At 71.2% G+C, this 18620-nt stretch carries 16 protein-coding genes and 2 pseudogenes; 7 read left to right on the top strand and 11 right to left on the bottom strand.

Annotated features, from left to right (window positions below; translation table 11 throughout):
- Position 1 precedes the first annotated feature (1 nt).
- Positions 2-946 (bottom strand): FHA domain-containing protein, encoded by a 945-nt coding sequence (locus GWK25_RS25265; RefSeq protein WP_215453280.1) that lies wholly within the window; start codon positions 944-946, stop codon positions 2-4.
- Between the two features lie 425 nt (positions 947-1371).
- Here GWK25_RS25265 and GWK25_RS44825 point away from each other — a divergent pair.
- From GWK25_RS44825 to GWK25_RS25255, 3 genes and pseudogenes are all read left to right on the top strand, one after another.
- Positions 1372-1476: pseudogene (locus tag GWK25_RS44825) on the top strand (IS5/IS1182 family transposase); the annotation flags it as partial.
- A 153-nt stretch (positions 1477-1629) separates the two neighbouring features.
- Positions 1630-1932 (top strand): hypothetical protein, encoded by a 303-nt coding sequence (locus GWK25_RS25260; protein WP_215453276.1) that lies wholly within the window; start codon positions 1630-1632, stop codon positions 1930-1932.
- 94 nt (positions 1933-2026) lie between these two features.
- Positions 2027-3514, top strand: a complete 1488-nt coding sequence (locus GWK25_RS25255) for an FG-GAP and VCBS repeat-containing protein (RefSeq protein WP_215453272.1) — start codon at positions 2027-2029, stop codon at positions 3512-3514.
- A gap of 177 nt (positions 3515-3691) precedes the next feature.
- Here the strand turns inward: GWK25_RS25255 and GWK25_RS25250 are convergent, their stop codons facing one another.
- The 3 genes from GWK25_RS25250 to GWK25_RS25240 all read right to left on the bottom strand — a co-directional run bounded on the left by GWK25_RS25250 (position 3692) and on the right by GWK25_RS25240 (position 6219).
- Positions 3692-4165, bottom strand: coding sequence for an N-acetyltransferase (locus tag GWK25_RS25250; RefSeq protein WP_215453270.1), 474 nt, complete (start codon positions 4163-4165; stop codon positions 3692-3694).
- A 219-nt stretch (positions 4166-4384) separates the two neighbouring features.
- Positions 4385-5086, bottom strand: a complete 702-nt coding sequence (locus tag GWK25_RS25245; protein WP_215453268.1) for a response regulator transcription factor — start codon at positions 5084-5086, stop codon at positions 4385-4387.
- Positions 5083-6219 (bottom strand): sensor histidine kinase, encoded by a 1137-nt coding sequence (locus GWK25_RS25240; RefSeq protein ID WP_215453266.1) that lies wholly within the window; start codon positions 6217-6219, stop codon positions 5083-5085. Before GWK25_RS25240 ends, GWK25_RS25245 begins: the two co-directional genes overlap by 4 nt.
- 215 nt (positions 6220-6434) lie before the next feature.
- Between GWK25_RS25240 and GWK25_RS25235 the strand changes: the two genes are divergently transcribed.
- Together GWK25_RS25235 and GWK25_RS25230 are read left to right on the top strand one after the other, a co-directional pair.
- Positions 6435-7037 (top strand): hypothetical protein, encoded by a 603-nt coding sequence (locus GWK25_RS25235; RefSeq protein WP_215453265.1) that lies wholly within the window; start codon positions 6435-6437, stop codon positions 7035-7037.
- Positions 7038-7725: 688 nt separating this feature from the next.
- The gene (locus GWK25_RS25230) at positions 7726-8247 is read left to right on the top strand and encodes a hypothetical protein (RefSeq protein ID WP_215453263.1); all 522 of its coding nucleotides are present in this window, start codon (positions 7726-7728) and stop codon (positions 8245-8247) included.
- Positions 8248-8331: 84 nt separating this feature from the next.
- Here GWK25_RS25230 and GWK25_RS25225 read toward each other — a convergent pair whose 3' ends face one another.
- The 7 genes and pseudogenes from GWK25_RS25225 to GWK25_RS25195 all read right to left on the bottom strand — a co-directional run bounded on the left by GWK25_RS25225 (position 8332) and on the right by GWK25_RS25195 (position 15318).
- Complete coding sequence (locus GWK25_RS25225; protein ID WP_215453261.1) at positions 8332-8670, bottom strand: hypothetical protein; 339 nt, start codon at positions 8668-8670, stop codon at positions 8332-8334.
- 470 nt (positions 8671-9140) lie between these two features.
- On the bottom strand, positions 9141-10247 hold the full coding sequence (locus GWK25_RS25220) for a ricin-type beta-trefoil lectin domain protein (RefSeq protein WP_215453259.1): 1107 nt from the start codon (positions 10245-10247) through the stop codon (positions 9141-9143).
- A gap of 840 nt (positions 10248-11087) precedes the next feature.
- A complete protein-coding gene (locus GWK25_RS25215; protein ID WP_215453257.1) occupies positions 11088-11261 on the bottom strand; it encodes a hypothetical protein in 174 nt (57 codons plus the stop codon).
- 14 nt (positions 11262-11275) lie between these two features.
- Positions 11276-11742 (bottom strand): annotated as a pseudogene (locus GWK25_RS25210) (IS5 family transposase); the annotation flags it as partial.
- A gap of 245 nt (positions 11743-11987) precedes the next feature.
- On the bottom strand, positions 11988-13001 hold the full coding sequence (locus GWK25_RS25205; protein ID WP_215453255.1) for a CoA ester lyase: 1014 nt from the start codon (positions 12999-13001) through the stop codon (positions 11988-11990).
- Complete coding sequence (locus tag GWK25_RS25200) at positions 12991-14208, bottom strand: CaiB/BaiF CoA-transferase family protein (RefSeq protein ID WP_215453251.1); 1218 nt, start codon at positions 14206-14208, stop codon at positions 12991-12993. The genes GWK25_RS25205 and GWK25_RS25200 overlap by 11 nt, the downstream gene beginning before the upstream one ends.
- Before the next feature lie 183 nt (positions 14209-14391).
- Positions 14392-15318 carry a LysR family transcriptional regulator gene (locus GWK25_RS25195; RefSeq protein WP_215453248.1) on the bottom strand — a complete coding sequence of 309 codons (927 nt, stop codon included), beginning with the start codon at positions 15316-15318 and terminating at the stop codon, positions 14392-14394.
- 181 nt (positions 15319-15499) lie between these two features.
- On the opposite strand from GWK25_RS25195, the gene GWK25_RS25190 reads away from it, so the two are divergent.
- Together GWK25_RS25190 and GWK25_RS25185 are read left to right on the top strand one after the other, a co-directional pair.
- The gene (locus GWK25_RS25190) at positions 15500-16939 is read left to right on the top strand and encodes a CitMHS family transporter (RefSeq protein ID WP_215453243.1); all 1440 of its coding nucleotides are present in this window, start codon (positions 15500-15502) and stop codon (positions 16937-16939) included.
- A gap of 93 nt (positions 16940-17032) precedes the next feature.
- The gene (locus GWK25_RS25185; RefSeq protein WP_215453236.1) at positions 17033-18427 is read left to right on the top strand and encodes a PHB depolymerase family esterase; all 1395 of its coding nucleotides are present in this window, start codon (positions 17033-17035) and stop codon (positions 18425-18427) included.
- The last annotated feature ends 193 nt before the right edge of the window (positions 18428-18620 follow it).

Raw genomic sequence — 18620 nt, 5'->3', positions numbered from 1 at the left:
CTCACCGCTGCCGCCAGAACGCCTGCCGCTCGGCATCCTCGAAACGGCGGCGTCGGGACGTCGCCACGACGTGCAGAACAATCCCGATGACCATCAGGACCGTCCCGACAGCCGCCATCGCGAACCCGACCGCCCCTACCGGCACCCCGGCCACCTTCGGCCCGAGCAGTTCCGGGGAAGAGTCGAAGTTCGAACTCCCCGACGAAAAATCGTCGTCGGCGCCGGAAATGAACCGAATGATCACCCAGCCGTAGATTCCGCCCCCGACCAAGAACAGCAGGAAGCCGAGCAGGATCAGGTGTCGCGCCCTGGTACGGGTCGCGGCGATCTCTTTGAAGAAGCTCTCGCGCTGCGCCTGCTGAACGTAGTTGTACTGGTCCCCGGCGATGTTGCTCAGCCGGTCGGCCTGCTGTCCTCCGATGTCGAACCGCCGTTCGCCGCCGGGCGGCGGCGTACGGCCGGCCTCGCGCGGTGCCGGGCCGCCCGGCGGGCCGGGGGGTGGCGGCCCTGCGCCGGGAGCGCCGTGGGGCGTGGGCCGGGGCGCATGGGCGGGGCCCCAGCCCGGCATGGCGTCCGGGGTGCCGCCGGCTCCGGGCTTGGGGGCCTGAACGGTCCGGTCGGCGGGGCGCTGCTCTTCGTAATGCACCTCCAGGGGCCCGAAATCCAGCACATCGCCCGAGTGCAGCACCTGCTGCCCGAGCACCGGGTGCCCGTTCACCATGGTGCCGTTGGTGGAGGCGAGATCCTCGACGGTGGTCCGGCCCGAGGCCCGCCACACCACCGCGTGCCGTCGGCTGACACCCGGATCGCCCACCTGGATCTGGCAGTCGGAGTCCCGACCGACCAGCATCGGCTGGTTGTCGATGACGAAGACCCGGCCGCGCATCCGGTCCGGTCGGTCGACCACGAGTTGCGGCAAGCTGCGCTCTCGCTGAGGCTGGTCCATGGCACGACCTCCTGCCTTGGCGAAGCGCCCGGAGGCGGACGAAGTGATGTGGCCGCCTGTACCGGTGATCCTCTCCTTCCAGTAAAGGCCGGTCGGCCCCGTCCTGCCACAGCAACCCGGACGGCCGGATCTCGGCACTGCGTTCGGCCGCCGTCCCCTCGGCCCGCAGCCTCCGATCCCGACAGGCTGGTCTCCGCGACTCCGGCCTGTGCCCGCCCGGCCGCCCGCCTCTCCGCGGTCCACGGCGCCTTGACCCAGACGCCGCAACACCACCGTGATCGGCCGAGGGCCAGGTTCTGTCTCTTTGATGCGGGAACCGGCGCCGAAGCAGGCTGTGTCCATCGATACGACATGCGGCATCTGCCTCGCGAGCTGCGCTGGACGGGCTTTCCTCCCGAGGTGCACGTCTAGCGTGCCTGCTGGATGATCACCGCCGCACCCTTGAGGCCATCGCGTGGAAGTACCGCACCAACTCGCCCTGGCGGGACCTGTCGACGAGCTGGGCTCGTTCCCGATGCCGCGTAGACGGCCAGGACAGATCCGCGCCGGCGCCCCCGGCCGCCACCTGATAACGGGTGCAAGGCCAGTCATCGACGGCCTGTCTCGCGTGCACTGTCCGAGATCGGCGCGGCCGCATCGAGCACACCCGCAACTATCTGCAGCCAGGCGATGTCAGCACGGCTGTGGGCCTGGGGAAGAACTACGCCCACCGGCCCGAGCGGGATCTGTGGCACGACTACGAGTGGGGCAACGTGCACTGGTACTGCTGCGGCAACCCCCTCGACGTCACCCTCGACGACATCGACTACACCGACCTGATGGCCCGCCGCCTCACCGGCGAGAACACCCTGTCCTGGCGCGAGCCATTCATCGACCGCCCCGTGTGGGTCGAGGCGAGTGGTGGACGGGCGGTGACTCGCGCTGTATTCCCTTTGGTGACAAGGGAGTTCGGCGCCGCACCTGTCTCCTCGGTTACGAAGCCATGACATTGGGACGTACAACTGGGATCGCCCGGCTCGAGTCGTACCCACTGAACGCGGCCTTCCGCGTACAGAACCGACCGACTCGAAAGGCTCACGTATGTCCCGAGCACACCGCCGAACCCGTACCGCGCTCACCGCACCCCTGGCAGCCGCGGTGCTGCTCGCCGGAGGATTCGGCGTCATGGCTCTCACCGGGGGTCCGGCGCTGGCGGCCGCCGGGTCCGCGGACACGCAGGACGACTTCAACGGCGACGGCTACGCCGACCTGGTCGTGTCGGCTCCGGACGCCACGATCTCCGGCAAGGCCAAGGCGGGCTACGTGGCCGTCACGTACGGCTCCGCGGGTGGGGTCTCCGCCGCCAACAAGACGCTCATCAGCCGCTCCACCAGCGGCGTTCCCGGCTCCGCCACCGCCAACCAGCGCTTCGGGACCAACTTCACCAAGGGCGACCTGGACGGCGACGGCTTCAGCGACCTGGTGATCTCGGGCGGCAGTCCCGGCTCCGTCATCCTCTGGGGCTCCGCCTCCGGACTCACCGGCGGCACGGCCGTACCCGGGTACGGGCAGTCCCCCACGACCGGCGACTTCGACGGCGACGGCAAGACGGACCTCGCCCTGTTCTCCTACCTGTCCGGCGCGGGCGACGACCCGGCGAGCGGCGACGCCACCGTGTGGAAGGGCCCGGTCAGCCGTGCCGGACAGCCCGCCGCCACCCTGCCGCTGCTGGACAAGGCCGACTGGTGGGGCTACGACGCCGGCGACGCGTCCTGCGCCACCAACGGCGGCTGCCAGGAGGACGGCGACTCGATCAGCGGGCCCATCCGCTCCACCCGGACCGGCGACGTCAACGGCGACGGCAAGGACGACATCGTCGCCTGGAAGTACGCGGGCGACGGCCAGTGGGGCAACCGTCTGTTCCTCGGCGGCGGCAGCACGGGCTTCACCAGCGGCTGGGTCCCCGCGGACGGCACGGCGACCGGTACGGGCACCGGCATCGGGGACGTGAACAACGACGGGTTCGACGACGTCGTGGTGGGCAACGACTGGAACAGCGGCAAGGTCCGAATCGCGTTCGGGTCGGCCTCCGGCCTGTCCGAGGAGCGCGTACAGACCTTCGACCAGGACCTGCCCGGCTTCCCCGGCGTGGAGGAGGAGGGCGACGGGATCGGCTCCACGGTCTCGGTGGCGGACGTCAACGGTGACGGCTTCGGCGACATCGCGCTCGGCATCCCGGGCGAGGACATCGGCGACATCACCGACGCCGGGTCCGTCGCCCTGGTCCCCGGCAGCGCCTCCGGTGTCACGGGCGCCGGTACGCAGGTCTTCCACCAGGACACCGCCGGAGTACCCGGAGTCGCCGAGAACGACGACCAGTTCGGCGCGAGCAGCGCTCTGCTGGACGTCGACGGTGACGGCCACGCCGACCTCGCGGCCGGTTCCCTGGCCGAGAACAGCTGGAACGGCGCGGTCTGGGTGCTGCGCGGCACGGCGACCGGTCTCACGGCCACGTCGTCCCTCGCGTTCGGCGCCGGCGACCTCTCGGCGCCCGCCACGGGCGCCCGCTTCGGCGCGCTCCTGCGCTGAGCGAGCCGATCGGGTGACAGGGGGTGCGGTGGGGCGGCCTGGTGCCGCCCCACCGTCATGTCGTACGCGGTCGGCGTGCACTGGGCCGCTGCCACTCTGCATCTGTCGGATCGCCCCGCCCCGTGCCCGAGCCATCGAGCAAGGGTGGCGACAGCCACATGACCGGGCTGGCACGTCCTAGCTGACTGCACGCGCCAGCACGATCTCCTCGCCCTCGAGATCCCCGGTCGGCCGGAAGCCGAACGAGGTGTAGAGGCGGCCAGCGGGAGTATTGTCCGGGTGGTACGAGAGACGGATCTCCCGGCACTCCGGCAGCGCCGACAGGCGCTCGATCACGGCGCCCAGGGCGGCGCGGCCCGTCCCCTTGCCCTGTTCGGACGCGCTCACCACCATGCCGCCGATCCAGTGGGTGCCGTCCTCGTCGTCGTACGCCCACATGACGTGGCCCACGACGTCGTCACCGGCGCGGACGCCGAGGGACGTCCACACCTCGCCGCGCTGGGAGAGCAGGAGATAGCGCGCCGCGAGCGCGGCCACGTACCGGCGCTGCTCGTCGGCGGGCGCCACGTCGGCGACATCGCGCCAGTTGTCCTCCGTGATCTCCTCGAGCACCACCGCCCGGCCCTGGCGGTCGGTGAACCGCTGTGTCATGCGTTCCCCACATCTGTGCCGGTCAGAGAGGGGTGAAGCCTAGCCAGTCGTGCAGGCGCCCGGGTACCGGTTTTCCGTCGTCCAACAGGGCGCCTGGGCGGCGGGGCCCGAGGACCGGACGCCCTGTACCGGACCGGCAGGCCCGGCCCCGGCGCCAAGCCGCTGAGGGCACATCACCCGGCACCGGCCGGCCGGACCCGCACCGGCGGCAGGCGGGTGTCACAGCAGGCCGAGGTCCCGGGCTCGCACCGCGGCCTGGGTGCGGTCGCGCAGGGCGAGGCGGCCCAGGATGCGGGAGACGTGGTTCTTGACGGTGCCCTCGCTCAGATACAGCCGGGCGGCGATCTCCCGGTTGGTGTGCCCGTGCGCCACCAGCCGGAGAATGTCGATCTCGCGTGGGCTGAGCGGGACTTCGGGGCGCGGGCCGGAAGAGATGGAGGCGGAGGAGGCCGTCGAGGAGGTCAGGGAGTCGGTGAGGCGGCGGGCCACCGAGGAGTCGAGCTGGGTGACACCGGCGTGCGCCAGCCGGACCGCATGGGCGAGGTCGTCGGCCGGCAGGTCCTTGAGGAGGTAACCGCTCGCTCCGGCGCGCAGGGCCTGGACCACGTACTCCTCGTCGTCGAAGGTCGTCAGCATCACCACGCGGCATCGCGGCGCCCTGCCTCGCAAGGCGGCGACCGCCTCGACGCCGTCGAGCTCCGGCATCCGGACGTCCATGAGGACCACGTCGGGTCGCAGTTCGAGCGTCTTGGCCACGGCGTCGCGGCCGTCGACGGCGGTGCCGACGATGTCGATACCCGGCCGGACGGAGAGCAGCGAGGCGATGCCGTCCCGGATGAGCCGCTGGTCATCCACGACCAGCACCCGCACAGGCTCCGGCACCCCCGGCCCCGGATCCGACCCCGCGGGCTCCCAGCTCATCCGGTCCCTCCCCTGGGCACGGTCACCGTCAGTCGTGTGCCGGCGCCGGGGCTGCTGTCGATGTGCACGGTCCCCGCCACCAGTTGCACCCGTTCCCGCATGCCCAGCAGACCGTACCCCGCGTCGGCGGCGTCGGGGACGAATCCCCTGCCGTCGTCGGCGACGACCAGGCTGGCCGCCTCGTCCGCGAGCCGCAGCGCGACCGTCACCCGGGAGGCCCGGGCATGCCGGCGCGCATTGGTCACGGCCTCCTGCGCCGCCCGGTACAGGGTCGTCAGCTCAGCGGTCCCGTAGCCGTCCTCCGGGCCGCTCACCTCCACGGTGATCCGCGGCCGCGCATCGCCCTCGCGGGCCAGGGCGGCGAGGTCGGCGGCCAGGGCGGGCCGTGACGCCTGGCCGCGCAGCACCCGCACTGACTGACGTACGTCGGCCAGCGCGAGGGTCACCGAGCGCCGCGCCTCGTCCACGGCCTCCCGGGCCGCCTCGGGATCGCGGGTGCGGAACTCCGACGCCATCTCCAACTGCACGGACATCGCGGTGAGATGATGGCCGAGACTGTCGTGCAGGTCCCGGGCGAGCCGGTTGCGCTCGGCGGCGGCGGAGAGCTCCGCGACGCGGTCCGCGTACTCCTGCAGGGCGTGCCGGGCGCGCTGTTCGCCGACGGCGACGGCCGCCATGGCGAGCGCCAGTACCAGCCCGACGAGCAGCATCAGCAGGTCGTTCACCCGGTCCACGTCCCGGTACCAGCCGGGCGGGCCGACCATGTAGGCGGTGAGCAGACCGGCCGGACACAGCGTGGCCAGCGCCAGCGCGGTCGCCGCGCCGAAGGCGAAGTAGGCGGTGAACGGCAGCAGTACGATCAGGACCTGGGAGAGCCCCGAGGCGTCGAGGAGCACCACCGCGCCGATCAGGGCGGCCCGGGCCAGCATGACCGGCAGCCGGGCTGCGGGCCGCCGCCGGACGGTCTCCTCCAGGGCGAACAGCGCGGCCAGCGCCGCGCCGAAGCCGGCCGTCCGCCACAGCGGTGGCCCGGGGCCGTCGTCCAGGTCCGCCGCGGCGTGGTACAGCCCGCCGGCCAGAACCGCGCCGTACAGCAACGGCGCCACCCACCGCACCGGCACACTGCCCGCCATGCGCGCCCCCTTCTTTCCCTCGCGGTCAGGCTAGGCGCTGTCCGGCGGGGCATCCCGGGGCGCGGGGCAAGTGTGGCCGAACGGCACATGCCGGCCGGCGCCATGGCCGGTGACCTCCGGTTACCGGTCTCCCCGTTCTTCATCTCCCCCGCCCGGCCGCCGCCTTCCTACGGTTCGAGCCTGATCTTCCCGTCGAATCAAGGGAGTTGACTTTCATGTCCGCGCTGTTCCTGCGTGCCGGCGCCCTGTGCGGGGCGCTGTCCGGTCTGCTGATCGCGCTGCCCGCGCTGGTGGAGGCCTTCACCGGTGAGACCGCCACCACAAGCCTGCTCCTCGCCGTCGCCCCCGCCCTCGCGCTGCCGCTGCTCACCGCGCTGCACCGGCGGCAGGGTCCGGTCGGCGGACGCTTCGGCGATGTCGCCCATGTGGTCAACCTGGTCGGACTGGGGCTGTTCGGCGGGGCCGCCTACGCGGCGAACCTCGTGCTGTTCCACCTCGACGAGGACACGATCAAGGCCACGCTGACCGGCCCCACGATTCCGGCGCTGCTCGGCTCTGCGGCCGTGTTCGCCCTGGGCTGCGCCCTGTTCGGGGCGGCGATGGTCCGCGGCCAGGTGTTCCCGAGGGTGCCGTCGTGGGGGTACGCCGTGGTCGTGCCGCTGTTCGCGTTCCTGACGGGGCTGCCCGACTCGCCGCTGACCAGCGCGCTTCACCTCGCGGTCGGCGGGATCCTGCTGTGGCTGTCGGCCGCACTCGGCCGGCTGTCCCGCGACACCGCCCGGGCCGGGGCCGTACCGGAGGGCGTCAACAGCCTTTGAGCGCGGGCGCCTTGCCGTCCTCACCCGGCCCGTCGCCACCGTTCCCGGCGTCCGCCCTCCGGCGATACCGCAGAAGGCGCCGGCGGGGGCAGCGCGGAACGCGGCGCGGCGCCCCACCTGATGCCGCCCCGGGTCGAGAAGATCTCCTGGCTCGACCCGAGGATGGTGCTGGATCTGGAACGAGAACGTCCAGCCCTTCTTGGCCCTCTCGGCGCGTTACGCCGGCTACGCATTGGATGGCACGACTGGCAGGCGGTCGAACTCGGCCTTGAGGCCACCGATGAGGAGCAACCGGATCGCTGGTACAGCTGTCCACTCGTCGGATCGGACCATCACCTCAGAGTGCACCTTGCGCAGGCCGTGGGTGGCAATGAGGTCTCTGTCCGCGTGGAGGGAACTTCCAGCCCTGAGCTGCTGCTGAGGGCGGACACCCTGAGAGCGGCCTTCGCCACCAGGCTCGTCGCATCAGGCGAGCATGAGTCACAGCCCTCATGGCTGGGGGAGAATCCGGGTCCGGAGGAGGGCGAACAAGGCTCGGCCATACGTGGCTCGCTTGAGTGCGTGACGCTGTCGGGGATCTTGGCCTGCGCCCTGTACGTGCATTGCGGGTAGTGGGAAGTTGAGGGCCCGCGCCGGTCAGGCTGGTCCTCAGCCTCAGGTGTTCCACCCGTCCTAGGGAGGGTCGGCTGTGGCCTCCGATCAGGACATGCTGTGGCGTCGCTGCGCGCACCTGGGTCGTGTCCTGCTGCCTGTGGTGGACGAGGAGGCGTGGCGACAGGCCCGCCGTCACGAACGTCTGGAGGCCTGGGGCATCGACACCGCGGAAGGCGAGCGGCTGATCGAGGTCTTCGCGGCCCTGGCCGCCCATGCCGTCGCGGTCGACACTTCCGTGTCTGCCGCAGAGCTCGACCTCCTTCCTCTGAGCGCGGTGGCCGACGCGGCGACCGGCAAATGCGACTTCGAGTTGCTCGCCGGCCTCCCGAACACCTTCGCCGACGGCCGAGATGAACTGGCCGTCAAGGTCTTCCGGCTGTACGCCTACAGGGGCGGGCAGTACAGTCGCCGGCTATTCCAGCTGGGCACAGAGCTGCGCGGTGCACTGAGTGTCCTGGCCGAACGCTCGCGCATGCCGTCCCCCGGGTGCGGGCACGTATTCTTCTGGGCGGCTGCAGCTGGCCTTCCTGGTGATCATGGAGGCTCGACGAGCTGAGGTAACGCTTCGGGTCGGCGATGCCGGGCCCGACCACCGACGGCCGCCGTGCGCCCGTCAACGATCCGTGTGCAGCTGATGTGATCAAGCCTTCAGCAGGATTCTCGCGCGCTCGGCGAGCAACGGCATCAAGCGCTCTCGCCAAGTGTCGAGACAGATCATTCCGCTGGACATGCCTCCGTGGGCGTAGGCCTCCCGGTACACCGACGACTGCACATCCCTGCCGAGGTCCAGGCCCACGAGCTCGCTGAAAGCCGTGCCCAGGCGGCTGACCGCTTCGTCGACCGATGCCGGAAAGTCAACATCAGACAGGTGGTCGTGAAGGGCTCGCCAGAGGTGGGGGTCGCCACGCAGACCCCACCTTTCCGGTTCGGGATCGAAGAGAGCAGCCATGGTGATGGCACCTGTGTCGTCGTCTGCCATGGTGGCAGTTTCTCAGAAGGGCGCCCCTGACCGGCGTCGGGGAGGTCACCTGTGCTCGGCCCACACCGCCCACGGTCTGTCCGGGCGTGGAGCGTTCGGATCTCTCCGGTGCCAGCCTGCGCTCCGCCTGCGTCCACGCACTGGCCACCCAGGCCTGCGACTTCGACGGGGTCAACCTCAGTGGCCTGCGGGATGCGACCGGCACCCACGGAGGCCGTCCAGCGGCTGCGGGGCCTCAGAAGACGGGGCTGTGGTTCTGCTCGGTGGAATTGGGCCGATCGTCGATGCGGCCGCCGGGTGGTGACGCGCGGTGTTCCTCCTGGCTTGCCTGCAGCAGAGTTGAGAAGTGCGAGCGGCCCGCCGTACCCGGTGTTCCTGGTGCGGCGGGCCGTTCCTTGTTCGGGTGGCCGGACAGGGGTCGGCCTCACGCGAGGAGAACCCGGAGGGGGTTCAGGCCCCGGGAGTGGGGGTCATCCGGTGGCGAGGGTGGTCCACTTCTGGTTGGAGCCGCCGTTGCAGTCCCACAGCACGAGCTGTGTGCCGTTGGTCGTGGAGGCGCCCGGAACGTCGAGGCAGCGGCCGGAGGCGGGGTTGCGGTAGCCGCCGTTGTGGGGCTGCCAGACCTGGTTGGCGCCGCCGTGGCAGGCCCAGATCTGCACCTTGGTGCCGTTGGCGGTGCTCCCGCCGGCGGCGTCGAGGCATTTGCCCATGGAGCGCAGGGTGCCGTCGGTGTAGGCGGACCAGTACTGGTTGGCGCTGTCGCCGCAGCTCCACGTCTGGACGGCGGTCCCGTCGGCGGTGCCGGCGCCGTTGACGTCCATGCACTTGCCGGCGATGCCGGACTGCACGCGTGCGGGTGCGGGGGCGGGGTTCCTCAGCCACCCCGCGCTGTCTGCGGCCTGCACGCCGCGGTGGAAGGCATCGGCCATCTTCTGGTAGCCGGCGTCGTTGGGATGCAGGGTGTCGGCCAGGTCGGCCGTGGTCAGGCCGCTCATGTCGACGTAGGCGACGCGCTTGCCTGCGGACTGTGCGTCCCTCACGATCTGCGGGATCGCCTGGTTGTACGCGCCCCGGTACTGCTCCTCCGAGCCGCTGGTGGACACGACCAGGGAGGCCACCAGGACGGTCGCGTCGGGGGCGGCGACGGTGATCTGGTCGACCAGCGACCTCAGCCGGGCGGTGGCGGTGGAGACCTGGTAGCTCTCGTTGAGGTCGTTGGTGCCGATGTGCAGCGTCACGACGTTGGGCCGGTAACGGGTCAGCGAGGCGTCGGTGAGTGCGGCGACCTGGTGGATCTTGTATCCGGAGTGGCCTTCGTTGTCGGGGTCGGACATCGGGCCGCTCCGTCCCGTGCCCACGAAGTCCAGCGGATGTCCGTCCGCGGCAAGCCTGTTCCACAACGGTGCGCGGTAGCCGTTGCCGTTGCTGCTGCCCACGCCCCAGGTGATCGAGTCACCCAACGGCATGACCCGCAAAGGGGTGTCGGAGGCGGCGGAGGCAGGGGCCGCACCCGCGGCCGTCACCCCGAGCACGGCGGCGACAAGCGTGACCAGGGGCAAAATCCAGGGCTTTCTCATACAGACGTCCTCTTCTGCGAGTGATGGTGCATCAGCGGGTGGAGGGGAACAGCCGTCGGTGCCGGCCACTCGGCACCCTTTTTTGCCACCGATCCGGGCCGGACAGCTCCGTGCTCACCGGGCGTTGCGGCGGCTCACGGCGTGGATCTGCCAGTCCAGGGCGGAGCCGCCGGTGGAGGGCCACCGGGTGACCTTGGCACCGTCGGCGGGGAGGCGTCCTTGACGTCGGCGCACCAGCCGTCGCGGACGTTGACGAACCGGTAGTGGCCCTTGACCGAAGGCACCAGCCTCCACGGCCGGTTGTCGCCGTCGTCGCCGGTTCACTGGTCGGGTCCGTCGCCCTGGCCGGAACCGCCCGGGCTCTGCCGGTTCGCTCCAGGGCCACCGGATGACCGCGCCGCCGTCGGCGGTCGAGGCGCTCGAGGCCACACCGGGCGGCACGCGGCGGCGACTGATCGGTCGGACAACGTCCCTCCCCTGACTCTTCCCAGAACAACACGGACGGTGTGAGCTTCTGGTTCGGAGCAACGTGGGAGGGCCGTCGCGGCGGTGGACCGTATACCGGCGCATACACGGGTGCATCGGATGTATCAGGGGCTTCAGTGATGCCTACGGTCCACCGCGTCGCCCGCGAGGGGCAGCGAGTGCTCGGCGAGGCACAGCACGAAAACGCCCGTTGCGTCAGCAGCGGCGCATGCACAGCGCGCAGGGATGGAACGCTGCGTCTTCGCCGGCGATGCAGCGCTGGAGTCGGTGCGGCTCGGCTTGTGCTGCGCCGGACCATGGTTCATCTCGCCCCGGGCGACAGCATCTTGTGAGCGTGCGGCAGGGCCTGCGCTGTCAGGAGCCGGCTCCGGTGCAGCGGCGGACTTGGCTGTGGTGGTCGAAGTCGCCGCGGGCGATGCGCCGGTAGTCCCGCACGCATCGCTGAAGCGCGGTGCGGGCCTGCCCGGCGTGCGGCTCGTTCTCGCTCAGGCCGCTCAGCTCGTTCTCGGCGACCAGGATGCGGTCCACGTGATCGCCCAGCAGGCCCGGCTGTCGTGCGGGTTGGCGCCGGAGATCCCGACCGGGAGGGGTACACCGGTGCGCTCGGTGATCAAGTGGATCTTCGAGCCCTTCTTGTCCCGGTCCGCAGGAGGCGGACCTGTCAGGTCCCCCCTTCCAGGGCCCGCATGTTCACCGAGTCGATCGCGCAGCGCGACCAGTCCAGCTCTCCGCGCGAGCCCGGTTCGTCGGGGATGAGGCGGTGCAGCTTCGCCCAGAGCCGGGCGGCACTCCACTCGGTGAAGCGCCGGTGCGCCGTCGGCCCCGACGGGCCGAAGACCGGCGGCAGCTGCCGCCAGGCGCAGCCGGTCGTGGCCACGAAGATGATCGCGGCCAGCACCTCACGATCCCCGTACCGGGTCCGGCCGCCGCCCTGTGGCCGTGATGGAGCGGGCGGAGCCACCCGCTGGAACAGCTCCCACAACTCGTCCGGCACCATGCGCTCGACCATCACCACACGGTGCAGACTACCCAGCACTCCACATGGGACGAGGTCTTGGTCCGGACGGCCCCGCGCCGGCCGCGGCAGGGGCTGAGGGCCGGGTACGGCTGTGCGACAGCGCCCGGGTGTGTGAGTCCTCGTGCCCAACTGCCCCTCCCCCGCCGCTGTTCGTCACGGTCCGTTCGGGGAGCTGCGGCATCGAGCGCGAGCGAGCGGTCGGATCAGCGGGTGGCTGGCTCGACGCGCGCGGACCGTCACTGTCCTTCGCCCGGCTCCGCACTCCGAGCGCCCCGGCCGCCACACGAGCGAACCTGCGCCCGGTGTCGTTCCAGAACGAGGCGGGCCGTACGGGCCATGGCCTCGTCGACCATCTCGCCTTGGAACGTCACGGCGCCGGTGCCTTGTCCCTGTGCCGCCTCGACGGCCGCGATCAGCTCTGCGCAGCGGGCGAGTTCGGCCGGACCGGGAGAGAACACCTCGTTGATCACGGGGACATGGGAGGGGTGGATCGCCATCATGCCCTCGTAGCCGAGGGAGCGGTTCTGTTCGGCGAAGGCGCGCAGCCCCGGCAGGTCGCCGATGCGCGTCCACAATCCGCTGACCGGGCACGGCACTCCGGCTGCCCTGGCGTCCAGCAGGACCCGGGAGCGCAGTGCCACCGTTTCGGTTCCCTCAGGGCTCCAGCGGTAGCCGACGGCGCGTTCCGCGTCGCCGCCGGGGGCGGTGAGAGCGCCCAGGTAGGCGATGCGCGAGGCGGCGCGGGCGATGTCGTAGGCCTCGCGCAGGCCGCGCGCCGTCTCCAGCAGGGGCACCAGGGCGACGCGTCCCGGTGGCAGGCCCTGTTCCTGTTCGCACCAGCCCAGCAGCCGGTCGGCGAGCCTCACGTCCTGGGCGCAGCGGACCTTGGGGAGCACGATGCCGGCGAGGCCGGGTGTGAGGACCGCGCGCAGTTCCTCGGCAGCCGCCCAGCCGTCCAGCGGGTTGACGCGGACGAACAGCGCCATCCGTCCCGTCTGCTCGGCCGGCGTGGCGGCGGCCCGTGCGACGGCGTCGGCCACCTGTGCGCGGGCGGCGGGCTTGTCCGCGGCGGGCACCGCGTCCTCCAGGTCGAGGATGGCCGCGTCGGCGCCCGCCGCCCGGGCCTTGGGCAGCCAGTCGGTTCTGGTGCCGGGGACGAAGAGCAGGGAGCGCAGCGGGGGCCGGCCGGCCGTTGCCGCGTCCGTCTCGGCAGGGCTCCGGGAGGATCTGGAGGACTCCTCAGATGACATGGCTCTTCTCCAGGTCGGCCAGCTCGTCCGCGCTGAGTCCGAGCCACTGTCCGTAGACCAGGTGGTTGTCCTGCCCGAGGGCGGGCCCCGTCCGCCAGACCCGCCCGGGGCGCTGCCGGAAGTGCGGGATCACCGCCTGCATACGCACCGGACCGAGTTCGGGGTCGTCGACGGTGACGATGTCTTCGCGTTCGGCGTACACGGGGTCGGCGGCGATGTCCGCGGCGTCGAAGACCGTTGAGGCCACGACTTCGGCACGGGCGAACTCCTCCAGACACTCGCCGGTGCCGCGCTGGGCCACCCAGTTCCGCAGGTCTTCGTCCAGCTGTTCGCGTCGGTCGTACTGTTGCTGAGCCGTGGTGAACTCCTCCTCGGGGAGTCCCAGCAGGCGGGCGATGTTGCGGACCGATCGCGGTGTCGCGGAGGTCACGGTGATCCACTCGCCGTCGTGGGAGCGGTAGGTGTTGATCACGGCCCCCGGGGCGACCGCCAGCTGGTTGCCGGAGCGTTCGGGTACGTCTCCCAACTGGTCGTGGACGATGACCTGCCACTCGACCAGACGGAACAGGGACTCGAAGAGGGCGAGGTCGATCCACTCGCCGTCGAAGGCGGGGTCGTGGTCGCGGCGGTGGAGGGCGGCGAGGACCGCGTAGGCGCCCATCAGGCCGGTGACGGCGTCGCCGTGCGAGAAGCCGGTGTGCACGGGCGGGCCGTCGGGAAAGCCGGTCAGGTGCACGACGCCGCTGCGTGCCTCGCCCACCTTGCCGAAGCCGGGGGCGTCCGCCTGTGAGGAGGTGGCGCCGAAGCCGGAGATCTGCAGCAGCACGGCCCGGGGGTTGATCCGGTGCACGGAGTCCCAGTCGAGTCCCCAGCTGTGCAGGCGTCCGGTGCGCAGGGTGGCGATGACGACGTCCGCCCAGGCGACGAGCCGGTGGGCGACGAGCCGGCCGGCCTCGTGGTGCAGATCGAGGGTGACCGAGCGTTTGTTGCGGCCGGCGACCTTGAACCACAGGGGGACACCGTCGCGTCGGGGCCCCATGGCGCGGGCCGCGTCTCCGGCGCCGGGGGGCTCGACGTGTACGACGTCGGCCCCTTGGTCGGCGAGCATCGAGCCCGCCAGCGGGCCGGCCACCACATGGGCGAACTCGACCACTTTCAGGCCGTGCAACTGCCCGCTTCCGGTGGTGTTGCGCTCGTCGTCCGGCACCGCTTCAGCTCCCTTGCCCTGCCGTTCCGCGTGGGTCCCCGGCGTCGTCGTCCGCGTGGGTGCGGCGAGACCCGTCGCCGTCGTCCTCAGACTGCCGGAGCGCAGAAATGCCTGTCGAGCAACAGAAGGCCATGAATCAATGCGGAAAACGCATGAATCGAGGGGGTGGGCGGCCGGTTGGGTTCAGGCCCACGAAACGCCGGGCGGAAGGGGGTGCCCCCGGAGGCGGAACTCTTCGAGTGTCTGGAGGAAGCGCTGCGTCACGGCCGGGAGTGTGCGTCGGGCGCGCAGTGCGATGTCCAGGCGCCGGTCCACCACTGGGTCCACCAGAGGACGGCAGACGACGGGTCCGGCACCCGTCAGCGGGAGCACGAGGGCGGGCATCGCCGACACCCCGAGGCCGGCGGTCACCAGTCCCCCCACGGTCGCGATACTGCCCGCCTCGGCCGCCGGTTGCGCGTGCGCGTCGATCTGGGCGAACGCCGCGTCCGTGAGCCGGCGCACGCTCGAGTCGCGTCCGACGGCCAGGAACGGCTGACGAGCCAGGTCCTCCCAGGCGATCTCCTGGCGGTCGGTGAGCGGGTGGCCTTCGGGCAGCACCGCGACGAAGCGGTCCCTGACCAGGGGGTGGTGCTCCAACTGCTCGGGCGGGCTGGCGACGGTGGTGATCGCGAAGTCGGCGTCGCCGGACAGGACCCGGTCGAGTACCGGCCGCTCCAGGCCGTCGAGGAGACGTACCGCCGCCTGGGGCCGCCGCTCGCGGAAGTCGGAGATCACCTGCGGCAGGAGCACGGCCGCGACGGAGGGAAGGGTGGCCACGGCGACCGTTCCCGACTCTCCGAGCAGGTACCGCCTGAGCTCCTGCATGCCCGCCCGGTGAGCGGTGACGATCTGTTCGGCCACCCGCAGGGTTTCGGCGCCCGCCGCGGTCAACTGCACGTTGCGGGTGTCCCGTTCGAGGAGTTGGACGCCGAGCTGCCGCTCCAGGTCCGCGACCGCGCGGCTGAGCGAGGACTGGGAGACGTGCATCTGCGCGGCGGCCGCGGTGAAGCTCGCGGCGCGGGCGACGGCCGTGTACGCCGACAGTTGACGCAAGGTGGTGGCCTCCATGGCCGACGAGCTTAGGCGGCCCCGGCTGGGATTGATGCACTTAACGCATGAACAGATCTCGGTTTGATGCTGGACACCGATCTGCCGCTGCTCCGAAACTCTCGCGTAACGCCTCGGCCTGCTCCCTGCGCCCAGCTCCAGCCCGCCGCCGAGGGCCGTCCCCGAGAAAGCGAGCGCCGCCATGCTGGCAGCCCTGGGCTTCGCCACGATCGCCGTCCTGCTGCTGGTCACCCTGACCAGGCGCGTGTCGGTGCTGGTCGCTCTGATCCTGCTTCCGGTGCTGGCGGCGCTCATCGGTGGATTCGCGGGCGATCTGGGCGAGTTGATTCTCGGTGGGCTGTCGAAGGTGGCTCCCACCGGCATCATGATCGCCTTCGCGGTCCTGTACTTCAGTCTGATGGTGGACGCCGGTCTCTTCGACCCCCTGATCCGCGGTCTGTTGCGCGTGGCGCGTGGCGACCCGTTGCGGATCACCGTCGCCACAGCCGTTCTCACGCTGTGCGTGGCCCTGGACGGGGACGGCGCCTCCACCTTCCTCATCACCGTCTCCGCCCTGCTGCCGGTCTACCGGAGGCTCGGTATGAACCCCCTGGTGCTGTCCGGGGTGGTCTGCCTGGGCGCGGGCGTGATGAACATGGTCCCCTGGGGTGGCCCGACGGTACGCGCCATGGCGGCGCTGGAGCTGGACAGTTCCGAGGTCTTCACCCCCGTGCTGCCCGCGATGGGCTTCGGTGTCGCCTGGGTGCTGGTGGCCTCCTACCTGCTGGGCCGCCGGGAACGCAGCCGTCTTGCCGCGCTGTCCCCGCCGGGTCCGGTCACGGACGTCGGCGAGGGCGAGGACGAGCGGGACGGCCGTGGGCCCGCCGCTTCGACGACGGCCACGGCGGCCGCGGAGGCCGGGTCGGGTCGGCGCGCCACCGCCGCGACGGCGGACGGGGAGCGTGAGGTCCTGCGCGCTGCCGGGGAGGGGCCCGGGACCGTCCGGGTCGCGCCGCTGCCGCGGACCTGGCTGAACGTCTTCAATCTCCTGCTCACCGTCGCCCTCGTGGTCTGCCTGATCCGGGAGGTGATGCCGCTCGCGGTGCTGTTCGTCCTCGGGTTCGCGATCGCGCTGGTGGTCAACCACCCCACCTGGGAACAGCAGCAGGCGCTGCTCGACAAGCACGCCAAGAGCGTGGTCCTGGTCACCACGATGATCTTCGCGGCCGGCGTTCTCACCGGGATCCTCACCGGCACCAGGATGATCGACGAGATGGCCGAGGCGCTCGTCTCGGTCGTCCCCGGCTCCCTCGGCTCGCACCTGCCCGTCGCGGTGGCCGTCACCGGCATGCCGCTGAGTCTGGTCTTCACTCCGGACGCCTACTACTTCGGCGTACTGCCCGTGCTCGCCGAGACCGCGCAGGGCTTCGGCACGGACCCGGCCGAGGTCGCCAGGGCCGCCGTTCTCGGCCAGATGACCACGGGGTTCCCGCTCAGTCCGCTGACCGCGTCCACGTTCATCCTGGTCGGCATGAGCGGTGTGCCGCTCGGCGAGCACCAGCGCTTCATCTTCCGCTGGGCCTTCGCCACCACCCTGGTCATGACCGCCAGCGCCCTGCTGACCGGTGCCATCTCCCTGTGACCGGTGACCCGTTCCCGGGAGTTCAGCGAACGGACGGCCTCCATACAGACCGGGCACCCGGCCCGGGTGCCCCACCGACCGAGACGAGGACGCATGAGAGGGATCTCCAGACGTACGGCGCTCGCAGTCACAGCAGATGCTCTCACGGCGCCGGGCGTGAGCACGGCTGCCGCCTCGGCCGCCGACAACAGGACGGCCGCACCTCAGGGACGGCGAGCGGCCCCCGGGCACAACCCGGTCCTGCGAACGGACCTCCTCACGCGGGTGACGCCGAGGAACAACTGGCTGGTGACAGCCCTCGCCCTGCGGTACTCGTACCGCATCGACCTGCGCGGCGGGGTGATCCCGCCCTCGGCCTTCCAGGTGAAGGCCACCGTGGGCGGACAGACGGCCACGCGCACGGTGACCCGGGTCTACTCCAGCACCACCGCCGAAGTGGACGACCGCTCTCGCCCCGGACGGCCGGGTGACCGCCTGATCATCGAACTCGACCCGAACGACTCCAACGCGCGGGCATCGGGCACCGACCCCCTTCCGCTCGACCGCGCCTACTCCGTCAGACAAGTGGCGGACGTGCACACACCGGAAGGCGAAACGGTGCTCAAGGCCGGCCCGTTCGCGAGCCGGAACGACGACGTCATCACTGCCGTCGTCGACGACTTCGCCGCCGGTTCCTTCACCGACTCCGCGGGTTTCGAACTGGACTTCCGGCTGTACCGGCCCGAGGGATTCGTGCAGAACCCGCGGACGCGCGAGCGGTACCCGCTCGTCGTCACCCTGCACGGCGGTGGCGAAGTCGCGGACAACAACATGACCCAGCTCACCTCCAACCGGATCGCGGTCACGTTCGCCAAACCGCAACGGCAGCGCCGCGACCCCGCGTTCGTCCTCTCGCCGCAGATCCCCGTGCCCCGTCCCATGGACGGACCCGACGGCACGGACTGGACCGACGCCAGGGTCCAGGCCGCTCTGATCGAACTCGTCGACACCTTCGTGAGCGAGCACTCCCGAAACGTGGACACAGCCCGGCTCTATCTCGTCGGCCTGTCCTCGGGCGCGCGCGGCATCTACAGCCTGCTGGCGAAGCGGCCCGAGGTGTTCGCGGCCGCCCTGCCCACGGCCGGCTGGGGCGAGAGGGCCGCCATGGACCGGATCACGCACATCCCGATGTGGGCCGACCACTCCGTCGACGACCCGGTCGTCCCCTACCGGGAGGGCCGGTTCGGCAAACCCGGCACCTGGACCCTGATGAACGCGCTGGAGAGCGCCGGTGCTCGCGTCACCCGTGGGGAGTGGGCCAACGATCTGCCGAAGGCACAGTTCGAGGCCCGGTCCCGGGCGCTCCTGCGGCAGGCCCGGGCCACGCGCAGCCACGTACTGTTCACGAGCTACACGGCCGGAACGACACCGGTGAACCCGCATCTGTCATGGGCCCAGACGTACGAGAACGACGTGGTCGTCGACTGGCTCTTCGCACAGTCCCGGTAGCCGCCGCACGCGGCCGCCCCTTCCTTTTCCTTCCGCACTGTGAGACATCATCTCCCGGCGCGTCCGAACTGCCCTCACAGCGCGGGCGCACCCCGCTGTCCGGTTACCGCGCTCTCACCGCCATCCGGAGGTAACGCAATGCGTCCATCACGTCGTTCCCCTCGCACGAGCCCGCAGTTACCGGCCCGGCGCC

Origin of the sequence: Streptomyces sp. ATCC 21386 (assembly GCF_018728545.1) — a bacterium.
Classification (GTDB): domain Bacteria; phylum Actinomycetota; class Actinomycetes; order Streptomycetales; family Streptomycetaceae; genus Streptomyces.
The sequence above is the reverse complement of the archived record's forward strand: the minus strand, read 5'-3'. Positions and strand labels throughout refer to the sequence as shown.